The organism is Cognatiluteimonas weifangensis (assembly GCF_003416885.1).
GTDB classification, from domain to species: Bacteria; Pseudomonadota; Gammaproteobacteria; order Xanthomonadales; family Xanthomonadaceae; genus Cognatiluteimonas; species Cognatiluteimonas weifangensis.
The window spans coordinates 66,727-88,793 of the sequence record NZ_QVPD01000009.1; the positions used below are offsets into that span (position 1 = coordinate 66,727).

Consider the following 22,067-nt stretch of genomic DNA (forward strand, 5'->3'; position numbering starts at 1 on the left):
TCTAGAATGGCGACCATGCCCCTGCCTTCCCCGACCGGTCAACCCGACAGTTCCCGTGACTGGTTCGTCACGGCGCCGGGCCGGGCGCTGCTGGACAGCGAGCTCGCCAGCGTCCACACGGCCCTGCTCGAGCGCCCCGGGCAGTACTGGCTGTGGCTGGCGCCGGATGCCGGAACCCTGGCGACCGCCCTGCCAAGCCACGGGCTGCGGCTGCAGGCCCGCGCCGACGACGGCTGGCACGGAGCCGTCCGCTGCGCCCTGCCGCTGCCGCTGGCCAACGAGTCGGTGGCCACGGTCGTGGTCCAGCACGTCGTCGCCGGCGGCCGCGACGGCGCGACGCTGCTGCGCGAGTGCGCCCGCATCCTGGTCCCCGGCGGCCGGCTGTGGCTGTTCGCCCTGAATCCGCTGTCGCCTTACCGCTGGCGCTGGAGCGGCAACGGCGTGGGCGCCTCCGAACCCATGCCTTGGCGCCGCCGCCTGCGCGCCGCGGGCCTGCAGCCGGAGCCGGTCTCGCGCGGACTCGGGCCGCGCTGGCGGATCCGGGCCGAGGCGGACCTGCAGCCCGGCCCCGGCCTGCGCGCCGCCTGGCTGCTGCGCGCAGAGAAGCGCGAGATTCCGCTGACGCCGCTGCGCACGCGCGCGCCGCTGCGGATCGGCGGCGGAATCCCCGCGGCATGACCGCGGCCGCCACCGGCAGGGCGGCTGCCGCCCCGGCCGCCGCCGATGCCCCGGCGCCTGCGAAACAGGTGGACGTGCACACCGATGGCGCCTGCCTGGGCAACCCCGGTCCCGGCGGCTGGGCCGCATTGCTGCGTTACCGTGGCCGCGAGCGCGAGCTCGCCGGCGGCGAGCCGCTGACCACCAACAACCGCATGGAACTGATGGCCGCGATCGTCGCCCTGGAAACCCTCAGCGAAGCCTGCGACGTCACCCTGCACACCGATTCGCAGTACGTGCGCCAGGGCATCACCGAATGGCTGCCGAACTGGCTGCGGCGCAACTGGAAGACCGCCGGCGGCGCCCCGGTCAAGAACCGCGACCTGTGGGAGCGCCTGCACGCGGCCAGCGCGCGCCACCGGATCCGCTGGCGCTGGGTCAAGGGCCATAGCGGCGATCCCGACAACGAGCGCGTCGACCAGCTGGCGCGCACGCAGGCGATCAAGTTCAAGGAGACGACCCGCGCATGAGGCCGGCCGCGTGAGACAGATCGTGCTCGATACCGAAACCACCGGCCTGTCCTGGGACAAGGGCAACCGCATCGTCGAGATCGGCTGCGTGGAACTGCTGGAGCGGCGCCCGACCGGGCGTACGTTCCAGCAGTACCTCGATCCGGAGCGCGAGTTCGAGCCCGGCGCGCAGGAGGTCACCGGGCTGACCCGGGAATTCCTCGCCGGCAAGCCGAAGTTCGCCGACGTGGTCGACGAGTTCCTCGCCTTCATCGACGGCGCCGTGCTGGTGATCCACAACGCCGCTTTCGACCTCGGCTTCCTGGATGCCGAGCTGGCGCGACTGGGCCCGGATTACGGCAGTATCCGCGCGCGTTGCACGGTGGAGGATTCGCTGGAGCTGGCGCGCCAGCGTTACCCCGGCCAGCGCAATTCGCTGGACGCGCTGTGCCGGCGCCTGGGCGTGGACAATTCGCACCGGCAGCTGCACGGCGCGCTGCTGGACGCGCAGTTGCTGGCCGAGGCCTACCTGGCGCTGACCGCGGGCCAGGGCGAAATCGGCTTCGACAGCCCGGCGCCGGCCGCCGCGGTCGCGGCCGCGCAGCTGATGGTGCCCGGCGGCGCCGGCCCGCGGCCGCGCGTGCAGGTACTGGCGGACGAGCTGCGGGCGCACGAGGCCCGGCTGGCGCAATTGCGACGCAAGGCCGGGCGCACGGTCTGGGACGCGGAGCCGGCTGCGGCCGAACCGGTCCCGGCCTAGCCACGGGCACCGCGCAACCGCGGCGCCCGCCGGCGTCAGTGCCGGCGCACCAGCACCACGGTGACGTTGTCCGAGCCGCCGCCGTCCAGCGCCGCGGCCACCAGCCCGTCGACGCACTCCTGCGCGCTGCATTCGGTATGCGCCAGCACCTGCGAGATGCTGCCGTCGTCCACTTCCTCGGTGAGGCCGTCGCTGCACAGCAGCAGCTGCATCCCCGGGCGCAGGTCGCCGGCCATGGTCTCGACGTTGAGGTTCTGCGGGTCGGTCACGCCCAGCGCCTGGGTGACCACGTTGCGGTGCGGGTGGCTGCGCGCCTGCTCGACGCTGATCGCGCCCTGGCTGATCAGCTCCTGCACGTAGCTGTGGTCCTGCGACAGTTGCGCCAGCTGGCCGTCGCGCCACAGGTAGACGCGGCTGTCGCCGACCCAGGCGACCTCGAACCGGCTGCCGTCGACCCGCGCCGCGACCACGGTGGTGCCCATCGGCAGGGCATCGTTGCGCTGCCTGGAGGCGCGGATGATCTCTTCGTCGGCGACCCGGATCGCCTGCGCCAGCGACGCGCCGCCGCGCACCTCGCGCACGATCGTCTCGCGGGCGAGGGCGCTGGCGACTTCGCCGTACTCGTGTCCGCCCATGCCGTCGGCCACCAGCCACAGGCCGAGGTCGCTGTCGCCGTAATAGGTGTCCTCGTTCAGCTCGCGCCGCAGGCCGACATGGGTCAGGTGTCCGAATTCGATCATGCCGGCCGCATCGTCAGCTAAGGTCTCCTGCGAGTAACGGAATCATCGTGGCAGGGCGGCCGCGCGGCAACCGCCACGTGCGCCGCGGGCACGATATGGCTTGTGCCGCCGCCGGCCGGCCCCGTATCATCTGCGGCCCTCCCGTCCTGCGGGAGGCGCCGCGACCACCGGAGAGGTGGCAGAGTGGTCGAATGTACCTGACTCGAAATCAGGCGTGCGTGCAAGCGCACCGTGGGTTCGAATCCCACCCTCTCCGCCAGACATGAGAAACGGGCCCGCGCGGCCCGTTTTTCATGTCCGACAAGGGCGACCTGCGCCGGGACCTGCGCTTCCAGGGCGGTTCGGCGCACGATCCCGGTCGGCGCCGGCCCCCGGCCCGACGCATGAAACCGGCCCCGCGCGCCGCCGACACCCGTCGGGCGCACCGCAGCCGCCACGGCTGCTGCCCGCCGGCGTCGCCGCTAAACTGCCCGCCTGCCCGTCACCCGGAATCCCCCATGTCCGAACTCCTCGTCCCCGTCTCCTACGGCGAACTGCTCGACAAGATCGCGATCCTGCAGATCAAGTCCGAGCGCATGACCGACCCGGACAAGCTCGCCAACGTCCGCAACGAGCTGTCGGCGCTGGAAAGGACCTGGCTGGCGCACCCGGCCGCCAGCGGCGACATCGCCGACCTGCGCGCGCGGCTGAAGGCGGTCAACGAGCGCCTGTGGGGGATCGAGGACGAGATCCGGATCAAGGAAAAGGCGCAGGCCTTCGATGCCGAATTCATCCGCCTGGCGCGCAGCGTCTACGTCGAAAACGACGAGCGGGCGCGGATCAAGAAAGCCATCAACCTCGCGCTGGGCTCGACCTATGTCGAGGAAAAGTCGTATCAGGACTACCGCACCGGTCCCGCGCCCTAGGGCGGCCGTCCGTGTCCGGGCATCCCGGGGCGCCGCCGGGCCCGGGTCCGGACTTCAGCCGGCCGGCGCGCAGTCCGCCGGCACTCAGGCCAGGTCGGCGACGCGGCGCTCGAAGGCGGCGATGGCGTCGGCGACGGTGACCAGGTCCATCACCCCGTCGAATTCGATCTTCGTGCCCCATTTCAGCGCCTGGGCCGGCTTGTGGAGGTATCTGCGCGCGGCATCGTCGTAGCGGTCCACGCAGTAGCGCCGGTCCGAATACGGCCCGCTGCGCGCCGGGTTGCTGGCCGCGTGCAGGCCCAGCACCTTGGCGCCCATGGCGTTGGCGATGTGCATCGGGCCCGAGTCGGGCGTCAGCACCAGGTCCGCGCGCGCCAGCAGCGCCGGCAGCTGCTCGAGCGTGTCCTTGCCGACCAGGTCCAGTGCCGGTGCGCGCATCGCGGCGAGGATCGCGTCGGCGGTGTCGCGCTCGGGCGCGCTGCGGCCGCCGCACAGCACCACCCGCCAGCCGCGGGCGGCGGCGTGGTCGGCGACCGCGGCGTAGCGCTCGGCGCGCCAGTTGCGGCGGGCATGGCTGGAGCAGGGCGAGAGCAGCAGCGTGCGCACGCCGTCGCGCGGCCATTGCGCCCGCGCCCAGGCGTGCGCCGCGGCCGGCACCGGCAGGTCCCAGACCACCTTTTCCTGGCGCAGGCCCAGCGGTTCGCAGAAGCTGCCGATGGCGTCGAGCACGTGGCTGCCCGGGCGCGCGGGGATGCGCTCGTTGACGAATAGGCCGTGCAGGTCTTTCGAGCGCGCGCGGTCGTAGCCGATCCGCCGCCGCGCCGGGATGCAGGCCGACAGCAGGTTGGCGCGCGCGGCGACCTGCAACTGCAGCAACGCATCGAAACGCCGGCCGGCCCAGTGCCGCCGCAGCGCCAGCATGCCCGCCAGCCCGGAGCGCTTGTCGTACTCGACGAACTCGACCCCGGGCAGGCCCGCGAGCAGGCGGTGTTCGCCGCGGCCGATCACCCAGCTCAGCGCCACCTCGGGCCAGGCCGCGCGCAGCGTGCGCAGCAACGGCACGACATGGGTGACGTCGCCCAGCGCCGACAGCCGCAACAGGCAGATCGAGGCCGGCGGGGCGGGGGCGGTACGCGGGGCGGTTGCGGAAGGCAAGGGTTGCTAGACTCGCTGGATGGTCGCATTCGACGCCAGCGAGAGCCTGACGCCTTTCGAGCTTGGCGAGGAGCGCGCCGGCGGCTATGGCGCGATTCTGTTCGACACCCGGCGCCTGCAGCAAGTCGAGCCGCAGTGGTTCGTGCCCGCCTACTGGGGCGAACGCGCGCGACCGGTGACCAGCGGCGGTCGCGGCGGCGCCTGGTTCGTCGACGGGCCGTTCGGCCCGGCGGTGCTGCGGCACTACCTGCGCGGCGGCTGGGCGGCCAGGGTCAGCCGCGACGGCTACCTGTGGCACGGCGCCGACCGCGTGCGCAGCTTCGTCGAGTTCCGCCTCGGGCGCAGCCTGCACGACCGCGGCTTGCCGGTCCCCCGGCCGATCGCCGCCTGCTACCGCCGCCACGGCGCCAGCTATCGCGCCGCGATCCTGGTCGAGCGCCTGCTCGGCGTGCATTCGCTGGCCGAGCGCGCCGCGGTTGCGGCGCAGGACGCGCCGTGGGAGGAAACCGGGCGCCTCGTCGCCCGCTTCCACCGCGCCGGACTCGACCATGCCGACCTCAACGCGCACAACATCCTGTTCGACCCCACCGGGCAGGGCTGGCTGATCGACTTCGACAAGGGCCGCTTGCGGATTCCCGACACCGCCTGGCGCATGCGCAACCTGGCCCGCCTGCAGCGCTCGCTGCTGAAGCTGCGCGGCGCGCGCGATCCGGCCGCGGTCAGGCGCGATTTCGCCCGTCTGCGTGCGGCCTACGACGCGACCTGGGAGCGCGGCATCTGATGGCCTGGGCACTGCGCTTCCACGGCGTCGGCAATTCCGGCGCGGTCGAGCTGGGTTCGGCGATGGCCACGATCGAGCGCGACGGCCGGCCGTGGCTGACGATCGACTGCGGCGGCGAGGGCCTGACCGCGTACCTGGCGCATTACGGCGCGGTGCCGCGGGCGCTGTTCGTCACCCATACGCATCTGGACCATGTCGCCGGGTTCGAGCGGCTGTTCGGCGCCAACTTCTTCGAGGCCCGCGGCGGCGACGTCACCCGCCTGTACGTGCCGGCGCCATTGGTGCCGTTGCTGCACCGGCGGGTGGCCGATTACCCCAATGTCGTGGCCGAGGGCGGCGTCAACTTCTGGGATGCGTTCCGGCTGGTCCCGGTCGGGGACCACTTCTGGCACGACGGGCTGCGGCTGGACGTGTTCCCGGTGCGCCACCACTGGCCGCAGACCGCTTTCGGCCTGCGCCTGCGCGGCGCCCTGGTGTGGACCGGCGACACCCGGCCGATCCCGGAGATGCTGGCCTGCCACGCCGCCGCCGGCGAACTGGTCGCCCACGATTGCGCGCTGCACGGCAACCCCTCGCACAGCGGTATCGACGACCTGCAGCGCGAATACCCGCCGGAACTGCTGGCGCGCTGCCTGCTCTACCACTACGGCAGCGTCGCCGAAGGCGCGACCCTTGCCGCTGCCGGCCATCGCGTCGCCCAGCCCGGGGAGGTGGTACCGCTGCGACCGCCGTTGCCGGGCGAGTCCGCCGACGCGGAGCGGCCGGCATGAGCCCGCAGCCGCATGCGGCCCCGCCGGTGCCGCAAACGCCGCCGCGCGACCTGCGCGGACGGCCGCTGCGCGACCTGCGGCTGTCGCTGATCGAAGCCTGCAATTTCCGTTGCCCGTACTGCATGCCGGCCGATCGCATCGCCGAGGACCATGGCCTGGACGCGAGCGCGCGGCTGTCCTTCGACGAGATCGAAACCCTGGTGCGCGGCTTCGTGCGCCTGGGCGTGAGCAAGCTGCGCCTGACCGGCGGCGAGCCGCTGCTGCGCAAGCGCCTGCCGGAACTGGTAGCGCGGCTGGCGGCGATTCCCGGCCTGGACGACCTGGCCCTGACCACCAACGGCGCGCTGCTGGCGCCGCAGGCGCAAGCCTTGCGCGCCGCCGGCCTCGGGCGCCTGACGGTGAGCCTGGATGCGCTGGAACCGGAGCTGTTCCGGGCGTTGTCGGGCGGCCGCGGCCGCCTCCAGGACGTGCTGGCCGGCATCGCCGCCGCGCAGGCCGCAGGGTTCGCGCCGCTCAAGCTCAACTGCGTGGTGCAGCGCGGCGTCAACGACGGGCAAGTGCTGCCGCTGGTCGCGTTCGCGCGCGCGCACGGCCATGTCGTGCGCTTCATCGAATACATGGACGTGGGCACCTGCAACGGCTGGGAGCGCGCGCGGGTGGTGCCGTCGGCGGAATTGCGCGACCGCATCCACGCACGCTGGCCGCTGCGGCCGCTGGATCCCCATTACCGCGGCGAGGTCGCCGCACGCTACGCCTGCGTCGACGGCGGCGGCGAGATCGGCTTCGTGAGCTCGGTCAGCGCGCCGTTCTGCGGCGACTGCCACCGCGCCCGGGTCTCGGCCGACGGCAAGCTCTACACCTGCCTGTTCGCGGGCAGCGGCAGCGATTTGCGCCCGGCCCTGCGCCAGGGCGAGGCCGCCCTGGTGCAGCGCGTCGCCGCATTGTGGCGCGGGCGCGAGGACCGCTACAGCGAGATCCGCAACCAGGCCTCGACGCCGCGGCAACATGTCGAAATGTATCTGGTAGGCGGCTGATGAAAACGACGACGAAGGCGACGACGAAGGCGAAGGTCCCGCCCCGGAGCTTGACCCACATCGACCCCGACGGCCGGCCGGCGATGGTCGATGTTTCGGCCAAGGCGGTGACGGCGCGCACGGCCGTGGCCGAGTGTCGCGTGCGCTTTCCGGCGGCGGTCGCCGCGCAGCTGCACGCCAGCGGCCTGAAGAGCGCCAAGGGCGGGATCGTCGAGACCGCGATCGTCGCCGGCACCCTGGCGGTGAAGCGCACCCACGAGCTGATTCCGTTCTGCCACCCGCTGCCGATCGACGGCTGCCGGATCGCGATCGCCTGGCACGGCGAGCGCGAACTGCGGATCGAATGTGCGGTGCGCACCACCCACCGCACCGGCGTGGAGATGGAGGCGCTGACCGGCGCCACGGTGGCGGCGCTGACGGTGTACGACATGTGCAAGGCGCTGTCGCACGCGATCGTGCTCGGCCCGGCGCGGCTGCTGGGCAAGCGCGGCGGCAGGCACGATTTCGGAGCGACGGACTGATGCGGGTCAAACTGCTGTATTTCGCCAGCCTGCGCGACGCCGCGGGCCGGGCCGAGGAAACCCTGGACACGCAGGCGGCGGATCTGCGCGCGCTGTACGCGGCGCTGCAGGCGCGTCACGGATTCGCGTTGCCGGCCGCGCGCTTGCGAGTGGCGGTGGACGGCGCGTTCGCGGACTGGGACGCGGCGCTGCGCGAGGGCAGCGAGATCGCCTTCATCCCGCCGGTGTCGGGCGGCTGACATGGCACGCTTCCGTCTGGCCGACACGCCGTTCGATACCGCCAGCCTGCGCGCGGACCTGCTGGATGCGCGCGTGGGCGGCTACGCCAGCTTCGAGGGCTGGGTGCGCAACGACAACGAGGGCCGCGCCGTGGACGGCCTGCGCTACGAGGCTTACGCGGCGCTGGCGCAGGCCGAGGGCGAGGCAATCCTGGCCGAAGCGCTGGCGAAGTTCGACATCCTCGACGCGCATTGCGTGCACCGCGTCGGCGACCTGGCCATCGGCGAGCTGGCGGTCTGGGTCGGGGTCAGCGCCGCGCATCGCGACGCCGCCTTCGCCGCCTGCCGCTACATCATCGACGAGGTGAAGTCGCGCGTCCCGATCTGGAAGCACGAGCGCTACGCCGACGGCGACGCCGGCTGGCTGCACCCGCCCGGCGACGGGAATCCACCTGCCGGGTAATCGCCGCGCACCGCAAGCCTGTGGTGCATCCGTCCGGAGGTAGGGACGATCCGGCTGGATGATCGCCGCGCCGCCGCACGCCACCAAACCGGATCGCCGCGAACCTTCTGGTGGGAAGCCCCCTTTTAGTAAAAGGGGGCGCGCCGACAGCCGCGGGGAAATTGGAGGTACGAAGCCGGGACCCATGATTTGCGGCTGCAAATCATGGGATTGCCAATGCGCAGCATTGGAAATGGCGATGGCCCCGCCGGCTGACCTCGGCGCCCGCATCGCTCGATACCGTTGCTGCCTTCCGGCCCTGGCGGGGTTTTCGAACTAGCGTCGCGAGGGGCCGACGGGGCCACCATGGAAACGTTGAAACACCACCCGTGCAACCGGCGGCTTTTGCGAAGGGCCGCACCGGGAGGTGCGGGCGCATGCAAGGGACAGTAACTGGCGGAGAGAGGGGGATTCGAACCCCCGAGGCGGTGTTTAGCCGCCTACACACTTTCCAGGCGTGCTCCTTCAACCACTCGGACACCTCTCCGGGACCGCGCATTGTAGCGGCGGCTCCATACCCCCACAACAACCCGCCATCGCCCCGGAAGGCGCGCTGGCGGGCGTCGCGGGAGCGGGCGGGCAAATTTTCCCGCGGCGCGGCAGAATGCCCGCATGTCCTATCTCGTCCTCGCCCGCAAGTGGCGCCCGAAGCGGTTTTCCGAGCTGGTCGGGCAGGAGCATGTGGTGCGGGCGCTGACCAATGCGCTGGATTCGGGCCGCGTCCACCATGCGTTCCTGTTCACCGGCACCCGCGGCGTCGGCAAGACCACCATCGCCCGGATCTTCGCCAAATCGCTGAACTGCGAGCGCGGCACTTCGGCCGAGCCCTGCGGCGAGTGCGAGACCTGCCAGGCGATCGACGCCGGCCGCTACATCGACCTGCTGGAGATCGACGCGGCCTCCAACACCGGCGTGGACGACGTCCGCGACCTGATCGAGAACGCGCAGTACATGCCCTCGCGCGGGCGCTACAAGGTGTACCTGATCGACGAGGTGCACATGCTGTCCAAGCCGGCGTTCAACGCGCTGCTGAAGACGCTCGAGGAGCCGCCGGAGCACGTCAAGTTCCTGTTCGCGACCACCGACCCGGAAAAGCTGCTGGTCACGGTGCTGTCGCGTTGCCTGCAGTTCAACCTCAAGCGCCTGGACGAGGACCAGATCGCCGGGCAGATCGCGAAGATCCTCGCGGCCGAGGGCATCGATGCCGAGCCCGGTGCGATCCGGCAACTCGCCCGGGGTGCCGACGGCAGCCTGCGCGACGGGTTGTCGCTGCTCGACCAGGCGATCGCCTATACCGGTGCCGGCAGCGGCGGCGGCAAACTCGAGGACGCCGCGGTCGCCGCCATGCTGGGCACCGTCGACCGCAGCCGGGTCGGCGCGCTGCTGGCGGCGCTGGCCGACGGCGACGGCGCCGCGCTGCTGGACGAGGTCGCCGCCCTGGCCGAATTCTCGCCGGACTGGAGCGGGGTGCTGGACGCGCTGGCCGACGCCCTGCACCGGCTGCAGGTGCGGCAGCTGGTGCCGCAGGCGGCGGTCGAGGACGGCGGCATCGATCTCGATACGCTGGCATCGCGGCTGCGCCCGGAGTTGGTGCAGCTGTGGTACCAGATGGCGCTGAACGCGCGCCGCGACCTGTCGCTGGCGCCCAGCCCGCGCGCCGGCTTCGAGATGGGCGTGCTGCGGATGCTGGCGTTCCGTCCGGCCGCGGCGGGCGCGCCGTCGGCATCGGTGGCGGGCGGTGACGCCGCGCCGCGGATCAGCGGCGCCGCGGCGGCGAAAGCCGCGCTCGCCGAGGCGGCGCCGGCGCGTCCGGCCCGCGCCGCGCCCGCACGTCCGGCCCCCATGCGCATTGCCGAGCCGGCGCCGGCAGAGCACGCCTCGGCGGAGCACGTCTCGACGGCGCGTGCGTCGTCCGCGCACGCGTCGTCGGCGCCGATGGCATCGGAGCCTGCAGCGCCGGAGCCGTCGCGACAGGTGCCGCCGAAACCTGCTTCGTCGGGGCCGGCGTCGTCGGGGCCGGCGTCGCCGGGAACGCTCGACGCCGACGGCTGGCTGCGGTTGGTGGCCGGCAGCGACCTCAGGGGGCCGGCCCGGGAACTCGCCGCGCACGCCGCGTTCGTCGCCTACGCCGATGGCGTGCTGCGGCTGGCGCTGCTGCCGGGCGACGAACTGCTGCAGTCGCCGGCATCGACGAAGACGCTGGCGCAGGCGCTGGCGCCGGCGCTGGGCGGCGTGCCGCAGATCCGGTTCGAGGTCGCTGCGGCAAGCGTCGAGACGCTGCACCAGCGCAGTGCGCGTGAGCGCGACGCCCGCCAGGAAGCGGCCGAGGCCGCGTTCCTGGCCGACCCCGGCGTGCAGCAGCTGATCCGGCAGCACGGCGCGCAGCTCGTGCCCGATTCCATCCGCCCTTTCGACGAGTAGGCAGCCATGCGCGGAAACATCGCCCAGCTCATGCAGCAGGCGCAGAAGATGCAGGAGAACATGCAGCGCGCGCAGGAGGAACTGGCGCGCCTGGAGGTCACCGGCAACGCCGGCGGCGGCATGGTCGAGGTCGTCCTGAGCGGACGCATGGAGTGCCGCAAGGTGCGCATCGATCCGGCGGTGCTGGCCGATCCGGAAATGGCCGAGGACCTGATCGCCGCGGCGTTCAACGACGCGGTCAACAAGGCCAATGCCGCCTCGCAGGAGAAGCTCGGCGCGGCGACCGCGGGCTTGCCGCTGCCGCCGGGAATGAAGCTGCCGGGGCTGTTCTGATGCCGATGCCGCGACGCCTCCGGCCCGGCTCCGGGGCAGGCGTTGCCGCCAAGCCGCAGGCGGCAGCGAACAGCGCCAGCGGCGCCCGGGGGCGCGGCGCAACGCCGGCATGCCCCGCCAGCGCGCCCGCGCGCGCGGCCCCGGCGCCGCGATGAGCTCCCTGCTCGAGCAGTTGATCGAAGCCTTCCGGGTGCTGCCCGGCGTCGGCCAGAAGACCGCGCAACGCATGGCCTACCACGTGCTCGAACGCGAGCGCGAAGGCGGGCGCCGCCTGGCCGAAACGCTGGCCGCCGCGGTCGAGCGCATCGGCCACTGCGCGCGCTGCCGCGATTTCAGCGAGAGCACGCTGTGCGCGACCTGCGCCAGCAGCGCGCGCGACGCGCAGACACTGTGCGCGGTGGAATCCCCGGCCGACCGGCTGGCGATCGAGCAGGCCACCGGGTATCGCGGCCTGTACTTCGTGCTGCAGGGCCGCCTGAGCCCGCTCGACGGCATCGGCCCGCGCGAACTCGGCCTGGATACGCTGGCCGAGCGGCTCGCCGAGGGCGAGGTGCGCGAGCTGATCATCGCCACCAACCCGACGGTCGAGGGCGAAGCCACCGCGCATTACCTGGCGCAGCTGGCGCGGCGCCACGGCGTGCGCCCGAGCCGGCTCGCCCACGGCGTGCCGCTGGGCGGCGAGCTGGAATACGTCGACCGCGGCACGCTGTCGCACGCCTTCGGCAGCCGCAGCGAGATGCCGCCGGAGCCGGGTGCGGGCAGGCGCGACTAGCGGTTCCGGCTGCGGCGGAATCCAGCGTTACCATCCGTTTCCCGATATCGCTCCCGCAACCGGATTCCGAGGCCATGGACACCATCTTCCACAAGATCATCCGCCGCGAGCTTCCGGCCGACATCGTGTTCGAGGACGAGCATGTGATCGGATTCCGCGACATCGCCCCGCAGGCGCCGGTGCACATACTGTTCGTGCCCAAGACCGTCGACATCGCCACGCTCGACGACCTGCAGCCGTCGCAGGCCGGGATCGTCGGCCGGCTGGCGCTGGCGGCGGCCGCTTACGCCCGGCGCGAGGGCTACGCCGCGGACGGCTACCGGATCGTGATGAACTGCAACGACCATGGCGGGCAGACGGTGTTCCAGATCCACCTGCACCTGCTGGCGGGCGCGCCGCTGGGACGCTTCGGCACGCCGTAGCCGGGATTGGGGGATGGCAGGAGCAACAGCCGCACCGGTTTTTGGATTCTTCTCCCGAGTGCGGGAACCCTGCGAGGGGAAGCCGATGGCCCGGCCTGTGCGGGACACGCCGTGAATACGTCCCTGTAGGCTCCTCGGCGGCATCCATGCCGCCGACGGTCCTGCACAGGCCGGGCCACCGGCTTCTGGCAAGTGAGTTGGCGCTTGTAAAAAAGAGCCACCCGAAGCGACAGACTCCACGCTCGCCAAGTCGCCGGCCGGCGGGCTGGGGGACCATGGATGGTCCACGACCCGGCTTAAAGACAGGAGGTCGTCAGGAGGACGCAGCCCCCCAGCCCGCCGGGGCAATGACTCCCTCCGAAGCCGATCTTCCGAAACCGATCTCGCGAGATCAGGCCATGGGCCCCGGGAATGCGCAGTCGCGAATCACCGTCTCCCGGCTTCTCACCACCAGCCCCACCACGGCCACGGCGCCGGCCGCGTGATCACGTCCACGCGCTCGCGCAGCGGCCACAGGTAGACGACGTCGGCGGCCAGGCGCGGGAAGCGGTACTCGTAGCCGCCGACCTTGCGCGTGTCGTAACCGTCGATGCGGCCGGTGAAGGTCACCTCGCGGTTTTTCTCGAACAGCGCCGGATCGTAGAAGCCGGTACGACAGGCGATGAACCGCCCGCCGATGTCGTCGCTGGCCCAGTACGGGCGGCCGTCGCTGCCCAGGCGGGTGGAGATCATTTCGAAACAGGTGCGATTGGTCTGCGGCTCGACCTGCACGATGCGGCCGCCCCAGCGCACCAGCGCGCCGGTGCTGTCGCGCTCGGCCGCCTCGCGCGGTGTGATCGGGGTGAACTGGCCCTGCAGCGGCAGCGGCTGAGTCGCGCAGGCGGCCAGCAGGACGGCCAGGGCGAGGAGGACGTAACGGGTATTCCGGAGCGGGGCGATCATGTGGATTCTCCGTGTTGCCGGGGTGCCGCGGCGGCGGGCGCGGATGCCGCCCGGGGGCGGTGCCTGCGCAGGGCGCGAACCAGATCCCGTGCGGATGCCGGTCCGACGCCAGCGTACCGCCAATCGTCGAAACCGCGCGTGAGCCGCTGCAGCGCCTCGGCCAGGTCCGGCCGCGCGCGGCCGACGCGCGCGGCCCAGACCCCGGCCGGCTCGTGCGGCGCGCGGCCGAGCCCGAGCCGGGCGTAGCGCGCGCCCAGCCGGTGCCAGGCGCGCAGCACCGGGTCGGACTCGCGCTCGGCGCGCGCGGTCAGCCAGGCCATCCACAGCAGCGCCAGCGCCGCGGTGCCGGCGAACAACGCCAGCAGCCGCCCGCCGTCGATGTCGCGCAGCCCCAGCGGCCGCAGCAGCTGCCGTTGCCGGGTGGCGTCGAAGCCGAGCACGAAATCGTTCCAGCCGCGGCGCAGCCAGTCGCCGGCGTCGAACACCGGCGTCAGCCCGGTGAAATCGCCGATCGCGCCCGGCGCGCGCTCGGCGAGGGTGTCGTAGATGCGCTCCGGGGCGACCGCGGCGGTCGGATCCACCCGCACCCAGCCGCGGCCCTCCAGCCAGACCTCGGCCCAGGCGTGGGCGTCGGAATTGCGCACCAGCCAGTAGCCACCGATCGGATTGCGGTAGCCGCCGACGTAGCCGGTGACCACCCGCGCCGGGATCCCCGCCGCCCGCATCAGCACCACGAAGGCGGAGCTGAAGTGCTCGCAGAACCCGGCCCGGGTGTCGAACAGGAATTCGTCGACCGCATGCCGCCCCGGCAGCGGCGTGGCCAGGGTGTAGGCGAACTCGCTGCGGATCATGCGCATGGCGCGCTGCACGATCGCCGCGTCGTTGGCGGCGTTGCTGGGGCCGGCGTCGCGGCGCCACTGCTGCGCCAGCGCCACGGTGCGCGGGTTGTAGCCCTCCGGCAACGCCAGCGCGAACCGGCGCAGGGTGCGCAGCAACTGCGGCTCGAACGCCAGCGGCGGCGCCGAGCGCAGGCGCCAGCGGCTCGGCGCGACCAGCGGCCGCGCGCTGTACAGGCTGTAGTCCAGCGACAGCCGCGCGCCGGCGGGCTCGGCGGTCGGCAGGTCCAGCGCGACCAGCTGGCGGCGGTCGGTGGGTTCGAGTTCCAGCTCGTAGTCCCAGTGCGTGGCGGCGCTGCGCACCGGGGCGGCGGCGACGCCGCGCAGCCAGGTCGCCTGGGTCCAGCGGCGACCGTCGAAATTCCACAGCACCGGTCCGCGCCAGTACATCTGCGAGGGCTCCGGTGCCGGGCCGAAGAACTGCACCCGCAGCGCGGTCGAGTCGTCGTTCATCAGCTCGACCCACTCGCCGGGCGCCATGTGGTCGGACAGGCCGGGCCGGGCCAGCGCGCGCTGCGGCACGCCCCACAACGGCGTGGCCAGGCGCGGGAACAGCCAGAATGCCGCCAGCGCCAGCGGCAGGCCGATCGCGACCAGTCGCCATACCGCGGTCAGGCGCCGCCACGGCGGCCGCCGCTGGCGGCTGTCGCCGGACTCCAGTTCGGCCAGGCGCAGCAGCGCCGCCAGGGCCAGGGTCGCGCCGAGCAGACCCAGCGCCAGCGCCAGCGGACCCTGGTCTAGCAGGAAGGTGGCGAACGGCGCGAACAGCGCGAATCCGAGCAGGCTGCGGCCATCGCGCAGGGTGATCGTTTCCGCCGGCTTGATCGCCAGCATCGCCGCCAGCAGCGCGCAGCCGGTGTCGCGGCCGAAGGCGAAGCGCGACATCGTCAGCACCGTGCCGACCAGGGTCAGCGCCAGCAGCAGCCGCAGCCAGCCCGGCAGCGGCCGGCGCCAGGAGCCGGCCGCGACCAGCAGCGCGGCGGTGGCGATGCCGAGCGCGAGTGTCGGCGGCAACTGCAGCAGCAGCGGCAGCAGGCAGGCGCCGGCGGCGAGCAGCACCCAGACGCGGCTGTGCGGGTCGAGCGCGAGGGCGGGCGCGGCCATCGTCAGCGCTCCCCGGCCGCCGGCAGCAGCGCCAACGCCCGCAGGCAGGCGTGGCGGTGTTGCGCGCCGGAGGCGGGTCCGAGTGCGGGCTGCCCCGGCAGTTGCAGGCGATAGCGCCGGCCTTCGCGCTCGGCCTCGTCGACCCAGCGCGCCAGCCGCCGGATCCGCGCCTCCCACGCCAGCGCCGACAGCTGCCGCCAGTCCAGCACCACGTCGGCACCCCGCGGTTGCTCGTATTCGCGCACCAGTAGTGCACCGCGGCGCGCGGACGGCTTCCAGGCGATCGCGCGGCGCGGGTCGCCGCGGCGGTAGGCGCGCAGGTGATGGACGTCGTCGCCGGCCGGATGCAGGCGCACCGGCGCCTGGCTGCCGCCACCCGGGGGCAGCGGCGGGCCGTGCGCTTCCGGTGCCGGGTACACCAGCAACAGCGTCTGAGGCCACACATACGCCCAGGCACGGGCGAGCCCGAGCGGGCGGATGCTGGAAATGCACAGGCGTCCGGGATCGAGCCAGCCGCGCTGCGTGGTCGGCAGCAGCAGGCTGGCCTGGCCGCTGCCCTCGCTCAGCGACAGCGTGGTCGTGGCGGCGCCGCAGTCCACGCGCAAGCCGCGGCGCTCGCGGCCGGGCGCGGCGCGGGCGTGCAGCCGCAGTTCCAGCGGGGTGCCGGCCGCAACCGGCTCGGCGCCGATCGCGACGACCTGCAGCCCGCTCAATTGCAGGTGCGCGAGCAGCAGGCTGGCGTTGGCCGCGGCGGCCAGCAGCAGCGCCAGCAGCAGCGCCGGATTGTTGTTGTAGTTGAGCGCGCCCAGGCCCATCACCCCCAGCAGCAGCGCGAAGAACAGGCCGAAGCGCGTCGGCAGCACGTAGATGCGGTGGCGGTCCAGCGCCACCGGCAGCGCTTCCGGCCGGCGCGGCCGCGCCCAGGCCTGGAAGCGCCGGCGCAGCTGTTGCCGCGGGCCCGCCGGCGCGCGCTGCGGCAGCGCGACCATTCAGTCCACCGGCACCGCGTGCAGGATTGCCTTGGCCAGCGCCGACGGGTTGCCGGCGTCGGCGTCCGGCACCAGGCGGTGCGCGGCGACCGCGGCGAACAGCGCCTGCACGTCCTCCGGCAGCACATGCGCGCGGCCCAGCAGCAGGGCGTAGGCGCGCGCCGCACGCAGCAGCGCGATGCCGGCGCGCGGCGACAGGCCCACGCGCACGCCCGGGTGCCGGCGGCTGCGGATCAGCAGCGCCTGCACGTAGTCCAGCAGCGCGTCGCTGGCGTGGATGCCACCGACCGCGCGCCGCAACGCCAGCACCTCCTCGGCGCCGAGCAGCGGCAGGGTCTGCGCGATCAGGTCGCGGCGATCGGCGCCGGCCAGCAGCGCCCGCTCGGCGTCCTCGTCGGGGTAGCCCAGGGTGAGCCGCAGCAGGAATCGGTCCAGCTGCGAATCGGGCAGCGGATAGGTGCCGGCGAGATCGATCGGGTTCTGGGTCGCGATCACGAAGAACGGATCGGGCAGGGCGTGGGTGTGGCCATCCACCGTGACCTGATGCTCGGCCATCGCCTCCAGCAGCGCGCTCTGGGTGCGCGGCGGCGCGCGGTTGATCTCGTCGGCCAGCAGCACGTGCGCGAACACCGGCCCGGGATGGAATTCGAAGCGCCGCGTCTGCGCATCGAACACCGACACGCCGACGATGTCCGAAGGCAGCAGGTCGGAGGTGAACTGCACGCGCTGGAACCCCAATCCAAGGGTCGCCGCCAGCGCATGCGCCAGCGTGGTCTTGCCCAGCCCGGGGAGGTCCTCGATCAGCAGGTGGCCGTCGGAGAGCAGCGCGACGAACGCCAGCCGCACCTCCTGCGGCTTGCCCAGCACCAGGGTGTTGACCTGCGCCAGGGCCCGGGTCAGCGCGGCGCGCAGGCCGTCGGTTAGCATGGTGGCTGCCACGGGTGTTGCGGACATGCGCGCCTCGCGGTGAAGTCGGGACAACGGTGCCGGTCGATCCGGCCGCTGCAGCAGGGGCAACTGCGGCGGGTACCGCATTGCATGGCCGGGATCTCCCGGCCGGTCGGCCTTCGCGCCCTTCGAAGGCCAGTGGTCGCGAGTGTAGCGAGGCACGGACGCATGCGGAGCGAAATCCGGGCGCGGCGATGGTTCCTGCTGCTGTGGGCGCTGCTGCTGGCGTTCAAGCTGGTGCTGGCCGCACGGCTGCCGCTGTTCGTCGACGAGGCCTTCTACTGGCAGGAAGGCCGGCACCTGGCGTGGGCGTATTCGGACCTGCCGGGACTGACGGCGTGGCTGACCCGGATCGGGGTCGCGCTCGGCGGCAACGACGTGCTGGCCTTGCGCGCGCCATTCCTGCTGCTGGCCGCCTGCCTGCCGTGGCTGGTGGTGCGGATCACCGCGCGCGAATTCGACCCGGTGCAGGGCTGGCAGGCGGGGATCTTCGCGTTGCTGCTGCCGCTGGCCGGCACCCTGGGCCTGCTGGCGGTGCCGGACGTGGCGATGGCGCTGGCGACGCTGCTGTGCATGGACGCCGGCACCCGCCTGCTGCGCACGGTCGATGCGACCGCGGCGCTGGAGCTGGCGCTGGGATTGGCGATCGGCGCGCTCAGCCATTACCGCTTCATCGCCGTGATCGCGGTCGGCGGCCTCGCCCTGCTGCTGATCCCGGAAGGCCGGCGTGCGCTGCGCGATCCGCGGGTGTGGGTGGCGCTCGCCTTCGGCATCGCCGCGTGGACGCCGTTGCTGGCCTGGAACCTGGACAACGCCGAGGCCGGGCTGCGTTTCCAGCTGGTCGACCGCCATCCCTGGGCGTTCCATGCCGACGGCATCTGGTTCGTGCTGGTGCAGGCGCTGCTGGTGACGCCGCTGCTGTTCGCGGCGCTGCTGCTGGCGGCGTGGCGACATGCCGGCGACGACAACCGCGTCGCGCGCTATTTCGCCTGGCTCGGCGCGCTGGTGGTGCTCGGCTTCTTCGTGCTCGGCTTTTTCGCCGACACCGAGCGGGTGAGTTTCCACTGGCCGCTGCCGGGTTATGTCGCGTTGCTGCCGCTGTTGCCGGGGGTGCTGCGGCGCTGGCCGGCGTGGCTGCGACGGGCGACCACGGCATTGGCGGCGCTCGGGCTGCTGACCCTGCTGGGGTATTACGCGGCGGTCTCGGTGCCGGCGTTGCGCGCGCACAGCGCCGGCGCCAAGTGGTACCCGGGCAACTTTGCCGGCTGGGAGCCGCTGGCGCGCGCGGTGCGCGAACTGCGCGCGACGCTGCCGGCCGATACCCGGATCGTCGCCGACAACTTCAAGGTCGGCGCCGAACTCGGCTTCGCGCTCGACGATCCCGACATTGCGGTGCTGCCGCATCCGCTCAACCGCAAGCACGGGCGCGCGCCGCAACTGGCGCTGTGGGGGCTGCGCGCCGACGACCGCGCCGCGCTCGGCCCGCAGCCGCTGCTGCTGGTGGTCGGCGCCTCGGAAATTGCGTACAAGCACCTGCTCGCGCACTACCACGACCTGTGCGCCCGGTTGGGGCCGCTGCCGGCGCCGCTGGTGGTGAACGTCGACCACGGCCGCCAGCGTTTCCTGCTGTTCGCGTTTGGAGAAGCGGCGCAAACGGGCGCCTGCACCACGCCGGCGATGGCGTGGTTCGATGCGCCGGCTGCCGGTGCGCGGGTCGGCCGCCGCTTCCTGGTGGCGGGCTGGGCGTTCAAGGACGGGGTCGGCATCGCCCGGGTCGAGATCACCCTCGACGGGCACCCGCTCGCCACCGCGCGTTACGGCCTGCCGCGGCCGTACGTGGCGCCGTTCTGGCGGATTTCCACCGACCCGGCGCATCCGGATGTCGGCTTCGATGCCGAAGTGGTGTTGCCCGAAGGCAGCGCCGGCGTGCACTGGCTGGGGCTGGTGCTGCATGGCAAGGACGGCAGCCGCGAGACCTGGCCGGAACAGCGGATCGTGGTGGACGACACGCGCGATTGAGCCGTATGGCGGCGGACGTGGCCTCAGCCGCGGCGGGCGACCACCACCGCGCGACGGTGGCCGTGGAAATCGCGGCGCGGGGTCCACAGCGCGGCCTGGTCGAAGCCCGCGGCGCGCACGCGCTCGACGATGTCGCGGCCGTAGTCGCGGTACACCAGCACGCTGCCGGGACCGTTCAGGCGGTCGCCGTGGTAGGCCGGCGGCAGCAGGTGTTCGATCCGTGGACCGTGGCGACGCGCCCGCTCGCGGGTGGCGGGCAGATCCGACAGCGGTACCGTGAACAGCAGCCACCCGCCTGGCCGCAGCACCCGGTGCAGTTCACGCAGGCCGGCGCGATCGTCGGGAACGTGCTCGAAGACCTCGGTCGAGGTGCACAGGTCGAAGCTGGCATCGGCGTAGCTCAGCCGCTGCACGTCCTCGCAGCGGATGCCGTTGCGATGGCCGCCGGGGGTTATGCCTTCCAGGTATTCGCTGGTGGCGACGCTGCGGCAGCGCCGGCGCAGGTGGCGCAACAGCGCGCCGGTGGTGGACAGCTCGCAGGCGTCGAGTGCGGCCAGGCGTCCGACGTGGGCGGCGAGCGCCGCAAGCAGCGACAGGTGCACCGGCGTGCCGCGGCAGCGCAAGCAGCGCACCCGCATCTCGTCCCCGCCCAGGCGCAGCAGCAGCGACGGGCCGCAACCCGGGCAACGGAACGGCCGCGCCCGCAGCCCGCGCAGGGGCGTGGCGGTCGCGGCGTGGTTCACGGCAGCGTGAAACCGGCCGCGCGAAGCAGGCGCGCGGTCGCAATCAGCGGCAGGCCGACCAGCGCGGTCGGATCCTGCGATTCGATCGCCGTGAACAGGGCGATGCCCAATCCTTCGGACTTGAAGCTGCCGGCGCAGTCGAAGGGCTGCTCGGCGTCGACGTAGCGGGCGATTTCGGCCGCGTCCAGCGGCCGGAAGCGCACGATGGTGGTGTCCACGGCCTGGTGGCGGCGACCGTCGTGGTGGAGCAGGCAGACCGCGGTGCGGAAGACGACGCTGCGGCCGGACATCGCCGCCAGCTGCGCCAGTGCCGCCTCGCGACCGCCGGGTTTGCCCAGTGCCGCGCCGTCGAGTTCGGCGACCTGGTCGGAGCCAACCACCCAGGCGTCCCGGGCCGAAGCCACGGCGGCGGCCTTGGCGGCCGCCAGGCGCTGCGCTAGCGCCGCCGGGGCTTCGCCGGGCAGGGGCGTCTCGTCGGTGTCGGGGCGCGCGACGTCGAACGGCAACCGCAGCCGCGCCAGCAGTTCGCGCCGGTACGGCGAAGTCGAGGCGAGGATCAGCCGGGGCATCGGTTCAGTGCACGGAAGGGGCACGGGCGCGCTCGATCCGCAGCAATTGCTGGTCGATGCGCCGGCGCCCGGCGTCGATCGAGTCGCGGACCGAGGCCAGCTGCTCCAGCGAAGCCTGCTGGCCGTGCTGCTGCAGCCACAGGCGCTGGCGCAGCATCTCCTGCAGGGCCTCGCGGACCGGATCGCCGTCGTCGTTGCCGGCGATCGCCTCGATCTCGGTGCGCGCCGCGCGCAACCGCGCCTCGAGCGCGTCGGCCGCGTCGAGCACCTGGGTCAGCGCGCGCTGGCGGCGGCCGCCGCGTTGCCGCAGCAACAGGCCCGCGGCCACGGCGAAGGCGGCGACGGTCAACAGCGCGATGACGGTGGTCAAGGTCGGGTCCGGACCGGGGGAAGGGCCAGTCTGCCGCGCGCCGTGGCGGGGGGCAAATTCCCCGTGCCGGCAAGGGCTTGGGTTTGACAGCGACGGCGCAGGCGCCTAACATTTCGCCGCTTATGTCCGCCGAATCGCATGGGTCCGGGCGTTTGCCCGCAGCGCTGGATGCCTGGCGCATGGTGGCCGCGCGGCGCGGATTCGAGGGCAGCCTGCCGTTGTCGTCGATGCCGCGCCTGCGCGACGCCTTGTGCGACGCTGCGGGCGAGGCGCGGTACGCGATCGAGTTCGGCCGCGACGCGTTGCAGGTACCATATGTGGAGTTGCGGATCGACGCGGCGCTGCCGCTGGTCTGCCAGCGCACGCTGCAGCGTTTCCTGCTGCCGGTGAAGGTGGAGCAACGGCTGGGGCTGTTGCCTGCCGACGCCGACGTGGAGGCGGCCGAGGCCGGGTTGCCGCCGGGTTACGAACCGCTGCTGCTGCCCGAGGACGGCATGCTGCGGCCGGCGGACCTGGTGGAGGACGAGTTGATCCTCGCCGTGCCGGTGGTGCCGATCGCGCCTGGCAGCGAGGCGCTGGCGCGGGACTGGCCGGTGCCGGCGGACGACGCGGCGCAAGCCAGCCCGTTTGCGGCGCTGGCGCGGTTGAAGAAGCACGACAGTTGAACCACGGCGTCGGGCCGGCAAGACCGGACCGGTGCGACAGGACAATCGAGGGCGGCGCGAGCCGCCGTTTTTGGCAGCCACCGGGTGTGGCGCGCAACGAATCGAAGGCTGGAGCAATCCCATGGCTGTACAGAAGTCCCGCGTTTCCCCGTCCCGCCGTGGCCAGCGCCGCGCCCACGACGCCCTCGCCGCCAAGCAGTTGTCGACCGACCCGACCACCGGCGAGACCCACCTGCGCCACCACGTCACCGCCGACGGCTACTACCGCGGCAAGCAGGTGATCGCACCGAAGACCAAGGTCGTCGAGGAAGACTGACCCCAC

At 72.8% G+C, this 22,067-nt stretch carries 26 protein-coding genes, 2 tRNA genes and 1 other RNA gene; 18 read left to right on the top strand and 11 right to left on the bottom strand.

The window, feature by feature from the left end; genetic code table 11:
• Positions 1 to 15: 15 nt before the first annotated feature.
• From D0Y53_RS09355 to dnaQ, 3 genes are read left to right on the top strand one after another with little or no spacing between them, the layout of a single operon-like run.
• Positions 16 to 678 (top strand): methyltransferase domain-containing protein, encoded by a 663-nt coding sequence (locus tag D0Y53_RS09355; protein ID WP_117203009.1) that lies wholly within the window; start codon positions 16 to 18, stop codon positions 676 to 678.
• The gene (gene rnhA, locus D0Y53_RS09360) at positions 675 to 1,187 is read left to right on the top strand and encodes a ribonuclease HI (RefSeq protein ID WP_117202956.1); all 513 of its coding nucleotides are present in this window, start codon (positions 675 to 677) and stop codon (positions 1,185 to 1,187) included. Before D0Y53_RS09355 ends, rnhA begins: the two co-directional genes overlap by 4 nt.
• Before the next feature lie 10 nt (positions 1,188 to 1,197).
• Complete coding sequence (gene dnaQ / locus D0Y53_RS09365) at positions 1,198 to 1,926, top strand: DNA polymerase III subunit epsilon (RefSeq protein WP_117202957.1); 729 nt, start codon at positions 1,198 to 1,200, stop codon at positions 1,924 to 1,926.
• A gap of 35 nt (positions 1,927 to 1,961) precedes the next feature.
• Here the strand turns inward: dnaQ and D0Y53_RS09370 are convergent, their stop codons facing one another.
• Entirely contained in the window at positions 1,962 to 2,666 is a 705-nt protein-coding gene (locus D0Y53_RS09370; protein ID WP_117202958.1) for a PP2C family protein-serine/threonine phosphatase, read from the bottom strand.
• Between the two features lie 169 nt (positions 2,667 to 2,835).
• Between D0Y53_RS09370 and D0Y53_RS09375 the strand changes: the two genes are divergently transcribed.
• Positions 2,836 to 2,925: transfer RNA gene (locus D0Y53_RS09375), tRNA-Ser, on the top strand.
• A gap of 238 nt (positions 2,926 to 3,163) precedes the next feature.
• On the top strand, positions 3,164 to 3,571 hold the full coding sequence (locus D0Y53_RS09380; protein WP_117202959.1) for a DUF6165 family protein: 408 nt from the start codon (positions 3,164 to 3,166) through the stop codon (positions 3,569 to 3,571).
• Positions 3,572 to 3,655: 84 nt separating this feature from the next.
• On the opposite strand, the gene D0Y53_RS09385 is transcribed toward D0Y53_RS09380, so the two are convergent.
• Complete coding sequence (locus D0Y53_RS09385; protein WP_233511732.1) at positions 3,656 to 4,726, bottom strand: glycosyltransferase family 9 protein; 1,071 nt, start codon at positions 4,724 to 4,726, stop codon at positions 3,656 to 3,658.
• 19 nt (positions 4,727 to 4,745) lie between these two features.
• Between D0Y53_RS09385 and D0Y53_RS09390 the strand changes: the two genes are divergently transcribed.
• From D0Y53_RS09390 to D0Y53_RS09415, 6 genes are read left to right on the top strand one after another with little or no spacing between them, the layout of a single operon-like run.
• Positions 4,746 to 5,507 carry a 3-deoxy-D-manno-octulosonic acid kinase gene (locus tag D0Y53_RS09390; RefSeq protein ID WP_117202960.1) on the top strand — a complete coding sequence of 254 codons (762 nt, stop codon included), beginning with the start codon at positions 4,746 to 4,748 and terminating at the stop codon, positions 5,505 to 5,507.
• On the top strand, positions 5,507 to 6,277 hold the full coding sequence (locus D0Y53_RS09395; RefSeq protein WP_117202961.1) for an MBL fold metallo-hydrolase: 771 nt from the start codon (positions 5,507 to 5,509) through the stop codon (positions 6,275 to 6,277). The genes D0Y53_RS09390 and D0Y53_RS09395 overlap by 1 nt, the downstream gene beginning before the upstream one ends.
• Positions 6,274 to 7,311 carry a GTP 3',8-cyclase MoaA gene (gene moaA, locus D0Y53_RS09400; protein ID WP_117202962.1) on the top strand — a complete coding sequence of 346 codons (1,038 nt, stop codon included), beginning with the start codon at positions 6,274 to 6,276 and terminating at the stop codon, positions 7,309 to 7,311. The genes D0Y53_RS09395 and moaA overlap by 4 nt, the downstream gene beginning before the upstream one ends.
• Positions 7,311 to 7,832 carry a cyclic pyranopterin monophosphate synthase MoaC gene (gene moaC / locus D0Y53_RS09405; protein WP_117202963.1) on the top strand — a complete coding sequence of 174 codons (522 nt, stop codon included), beginning with the start codon at positions 7,311 to 7,313 and terminating at the stop codon, positions 7,830 to 7,832. The genes moaA and moaC overlap by 1 nt, the downstream gene beginning before the upstream one ends.
• Positions 7,832 to 8,071 carry a molybdopterin converting factor subunit 1 gene (gene moaD, locus D0Y53_RS09410; RefSeq protein ID WP_117202964.1) on the top strand — a complete coding sequence of 80 codons (240 nt, stop codon included), beginning with the start codon at positions 7,832 to 7,834 and terminating at the stop codon, positions 8,069 to 8,071. The genes moaC and moaD overlap by 1 nt, the downstream gene beginning before the upstream one ends.
• Before the next feature lies 1 nt (position 8,072).
• Positions 8,073 to 8,513, top strand: coding sequence for a molybdenum cofactor biosynthesis protein MoaE (locus tag D0Y53_RS09415; protein ID WP_117202965.1), 441 nt, complete (start codon positions 8,073 to 8,075; stop codon positions 8,511 to 8,513).
• Between the two features lie 241 nt (positions 8,514 to 8,754).
• Here the strand turns inward: D0Y53_RS09415 and ffs are convergent.
• Both ffs and D0Y53_RS09425 read right to left on the bottom strand, forming a co-directional pair.
• An RNA gene (gene ffs, locus D0Y53_RS09420) (signal recognition particle sRNA small type) lies at positions 8,755 to 8,851 on the bottom strand.
• A 95-nt stretch (positions 8,852 to 8,946) separates the two neighbouring features.
• Positions 8,947 to 9,039, bottom strand: a tRNA-Ser gene (locus tag D0Y53_RS09425).
• A 125-nt stretch (positions 9,040 to 9,164) separates the two neighbouring features.
• Between D0Y53_RS09425 and dnaX the strand changes: the two genes are divergently transcribed.
• From dnaX to D0Y53_RS09445, 4 genes are all read left to right on the top strand, one after another.
• Complete coding sequence (gene dnaX / locus D0Y53_RS09430) at positions 9,165 to 10,973, top strand: DNA polymerase III subunit gamma/tau (protein ID WP_117202966.1); 1,809 nt, start codon at positions 9,165 to 9,167, stop codon at positions 10,971 to 10,973.
• Between the two features lie 6 nt (positions 10,974 to 10,979).
• Positions 10,980 to 11,306: a YbaB/EbfC family nucleoid-associated protein gene (locus D0Y53_RS09435; protein WP_117202967.1), complete on the top strand. Its 327-nt coding sequence runs from the start codon at positions 10,980 to 10,982 to the stop codon at positions 11,304 to 11,306.
• A gap of 151 nt (positions 11,307 to 11,457) precedes the next feature.
• The gene (gene recR, locus D0Y53_RS09440) at positions 11,458 to 12,078 is read left to right on the top strand and encodes a recombination mediator RecR (protein WP_117203011.1); all 621 of its coding nucleotides are present in this window, start codon (positions 11,458 to 11,460) and stop codon (positions 12,076 to 12,078) included.
• Positions 12,079 to 12,152: 74 nt separating this feature from the next.
• Positions 12,153 to 12,500, top strand: coding sequence for a histidine triad nucleotide-binding protein (locus tag D0Y53_RS09445; protein WP_117202968.1), 348 nt, complete (start codon positions 12,153 to 12,155; stop codon positions 12,498 to 12,500).
• 444 nt (positions 12,501 to 12,944) lie between these two features.
• Here D0Y53_RS09445 and D0Y53_RS09450 read toward each other — a convergent pair whose 3' ends face one another.
• Genes D0Y53_RS09450 through D0Y53_RS09465 form a run of 4 tightly spaced genes read right to left on the bottom strand, consistent with a single transcriptional unit; the run spans position 12,945 to position 17,385 of the window.
• Positions 12,945 to 13,442, bottom strand: coding sequence for a Slp family lipoprotein (locus D0Y53_RS09450; RefSeq protein ID WP_117202969.1), 498 nt, complete (start codon positions 13,440 to 13,442; stop codon positions 12,945 to 12,947).
• Complete coding sequence (locus D0Y53_RS09455; protein ID WP_117202970.1) at positions 13,439 to 15,442, bottom strand: transglutaminase TgpA family protein; 2,004 nt, start codon at positions 15,440 to 15,442, stop codon at positions 13,439 to 13,441. Before D0Y53_RS09455 ends, D0Y53_RS09450 begins: the two co-directional genes overlap by 4 nt.
• Before the next feature lie 2 nt (positions 15,443 to 15,444).
• Complete coding sequence (locus D0Y53_RS09460) at positions 15,445 to 16,431, bottom strand: DUF58 domain-containing protein (protein WP_117202971.1); 987 nt, start codon at positions 16,429 to 16,431, stop codon at positions 15,445 to 15,447.
• Entirely contained in the window at positions 16,432 to 17,385 is a 954-nt protein-coding gene (locus D0Y53_RS09465; RefSeq protein ID WP_233511733.1) for an AAA family ATPase, read from the bottom strand. It abuts the gene before it with no gap.
• Positions 17,386 to 17,547: 162 nt separating this feature from the next.
• Between D0Y53_RS09465 and D0Y53_RS09470 the strand changes: the two genes are divergently transcribed.
• Positions 17,548 to 19,398 carry a glycosyltransferase family 39 protein gene (locus D0Y53_RS09470; protein WP_117202973.1) on the top strand — a complete coding sequence of 617 codons (1,851 nt, stop codon included), beginning with the start codon at positions 17,548 to 17,550 and terminating at the stop codon, positions 19,396 to 19,398.
• Positions 19,399 to 19,421: 23 nt separating this feature from the next.
• On the opposite strand, the gene D0Y53_RS09475 is transcribed toward D0Y53_RS09470, so the two are convergent.
• Genes D0Y53_RS09475 through D0Y53_RS09485 form a run of 3 tightly spaced genes read right to left on the bottom strand, consistent with a single transcriptional unit; the run spans position 19,422 to position 21,080 of the window.
• Positions 19,422 to 20,141, bottom strand: coding sequence for a class I SAM-dependent methyltransferase (locus D0Y53_RS09475; RefSeq protein WP_117202974.1), 720 nt, complete (start codon positions 20,139 to 20,141; stop codon positions 19,422 to 19,424).
• Positions 20,138 to 20,710: a Maf family protein gene (locus D0Y53_RS09480; RefSeq protein ID WP_117202975.1), complete on the bottom strand. Its 573-nt coding sequence runs from the start codon at positions 20,708 to 20,710 to the stop codon at positions 20,138 to 20,140. Before D0Y53_RS09480 ends, D0Y53_RS09475 begins: the two co-directional genes overlap by 4 nt.
• 4 nt (positions 20,711 to 20,714) lie before the next feature.
• Complete coding sequence (locus tag D0Y53_RS09485; RefSeq protein ID WP_117202976.1) at positions 20,715 to 21,080, bottom strand: hypothetical protein; 366 nt, start codon at positions 21,078 to 21,080, stop codon at positions 20,715 to 20,717.
• A 122-nt stretch (positions 21,081 to 21,202) separates the two neighbouring features.
• On the opposite strand from D0Y53_RS09485, the gene D0Y53_RS09490 reads away from it, so the two are divergent.
• Both D0Y53_RS09490 and rpmF read left to right on the top strand, forming a co-directional pair.
• The gene (locus D0Y53_RS09490) at positions 21,203 to 21,745 is read left to right on the top strand and encodes a YceD family protein (protein ID WP_117202977.1); all 543 of its coding nucleotides are present in this window, start codon (positions 21,203 to 21,205) and stop codon (positions 21,743 to 21,745) included.
• 121 nt (positions 21,746 to 21,866) lie between these two features.
• Positions 21,867 to 22,061 carry a 50S ribosomal protein L32 gene (rpmF, locus tag D0Y53_RS09495; RefSeq protein WP_117202978.1) on the top strand — a complete coding sequence of 65 codons (195 nt, stop codon included), beginning with the start codon at positions 21,867 to 21,869 and terminating at the stop codon, positions 22,059 to 22,061.
• Positions 22,062 to 22,067 lie beyond the last annotated feature (6 nt).

Bases quoted from the DNA above. Each gene is read 5' to 3' on its own strand.
- D0Y53_RS09355 (WP_117203009.1), top strand. From the start codon at position 16: ATGCCCCTGCCTTCCCCGACCGGTCAACCCGACAGTTCCCGTGACTGG.
- rnhA (WP_117202956.1), top strand. From the start codon at position 675: ATGACCGCGGCCGCCACCGGCAGGGCGGCTGCCGCCCCGGCCGCCGCC.
- D0Y53_RS09370 (WP_117202958.1), bottom strand. From the start codon at position 2,666: ATGATCGAATTCGGACACCTGACCCATGTCGGCCTGCGGCGCGAGCTG.
- D0Y53_RS09380 (WP_117202959.1), top strand. From the start codon at position 3,164: ATGTCCGAACTCCTCGTCCCCGTCTCCTACGGCGAACTGCTCGACAAG.
- D0Y53_RS09390 (WP_117202960.1), top strand. From the start codon at position 4,746: ATGGTCGCATTCGACGCCAGCGAGAGCCTGACGCCTTTCGAGCTTGGC.
- D0Y53_RS09395 (WP_117202961.1), top strand. From the start codon at position 5,507: ATGGCCTGGGCACTGCGCTTCCACGGCGTCGGCAATTCCGGCGCGGTC.
- moaA (WP_117202962.1), top strand. From the start codon at position 6,274: ATGAGCCCGCAGCCGCATGCGGCCCCGCCGGTGCCGCAAACGCCGCCG.
- moaC (WP_117202963.1), top strand. From the start codon at position 7,311: ATGAAAACGACGACGAAGGCGACGACGAAGGCGAAGGTCCCGCCCCGG.
- moaD (WP_117202964.1), top strand. From the start codon at position 7,832: ATGCGGGTCAAACTGCTGTATTTCGCCAGCCTGCGCGACGCCGCGGGC.
- D0Y53_RS09415 (WP_117202965.1), top strand. From the start codon at position 8,073: ATGGCACGCTTCCGTCTGGCCGACACGCCGTTCGATACCGCCAGCCTG.
- dnaX (WP_117202966.1), top strand. From the start codon at position 9,165: ATGTCCTATCTCGTCCTCGCCCGCAAGTGGCGCCCGAAGCGGTTTTCC.
- D0Y53_RS09435 (WP_117202967.1), top strand. From the start codon at position 10,980: ATGCGCGGAAACATCGCCCAGCTCATGCAGCAGGCGCAGAAGATGCAG.
- recR (WP_117203011.1), top strand. From the start codon at position 11,458: ATGAGCTCCCTGCTCGAGCAGTTGATCGAAGCCTTCCGGGTGCTGCCC.
- D0Y53_RS09445 (WP_117202968.1), top strand. From the start codon at position 12,153: ATGGACACCATCTTCCACAAGATCATCCGCCGCGAGCTTCCGGCCGAC.
- D0Y53_RS09450 (WP_117202969.1), bottom strand. From the start codon at position 13,442: ATGATCGCCCCGCTCCGGAATACCCGTTACGTCCTCCTCGCCCTGGCC.
- D0Y53_RS09455 (WP_117202970.1), bottom strand. From the start codon at position 15,442: ATGGCCGCGCCCGCCCTCGCGCTCGACCCGCACAGCCGCGTCTGGGTG.
- D0Y53_RS09460 (WP_117202971.1), bottom strand. From the start codon at position 16,431: ATGGTCGCGCTGCCGCAGCGCGCGCCGGCGGGCCCGCGGCAACAGCTG.
- D0Y53_RS09465 (WP_233511733.1), bottom strand. From the start codon at position 17,385: ATGTCCGCAACACCCGTGGCAGCCACCATGCTAACCGACGGCCTGCGC.
- D0Y53_RS09470 (WP_117202973.1), top strand. From the start codon at position 17,548: ATGCGGAGCGAAATCCGGGCGCGGCGATGGTTCCTGCTGCTGTGGGCG.
- D0Y53_RS09480 (WP_117202975.1), bottom strand. From the start codon at position 20,710: ATGCCCCGGCTGATCCTCGCCTCGACTTCGCCGTACCGGCGCGAACTG.
- D0Y53_RS09490 (WP_117202977.1), top strand. From the start codon at position 21,203: ATGTCCGCCGAATCGCATGGGTCCGGGCGTTTGCCCGCAGCGCTGGAT.
- rpmF (WP_117202978.1), top strand. From the start codon at position 21,867: ATGGCTGTACAGAAGTCCCGCGTTTCCCCGTCCCGCCGTGGCCAGCGC.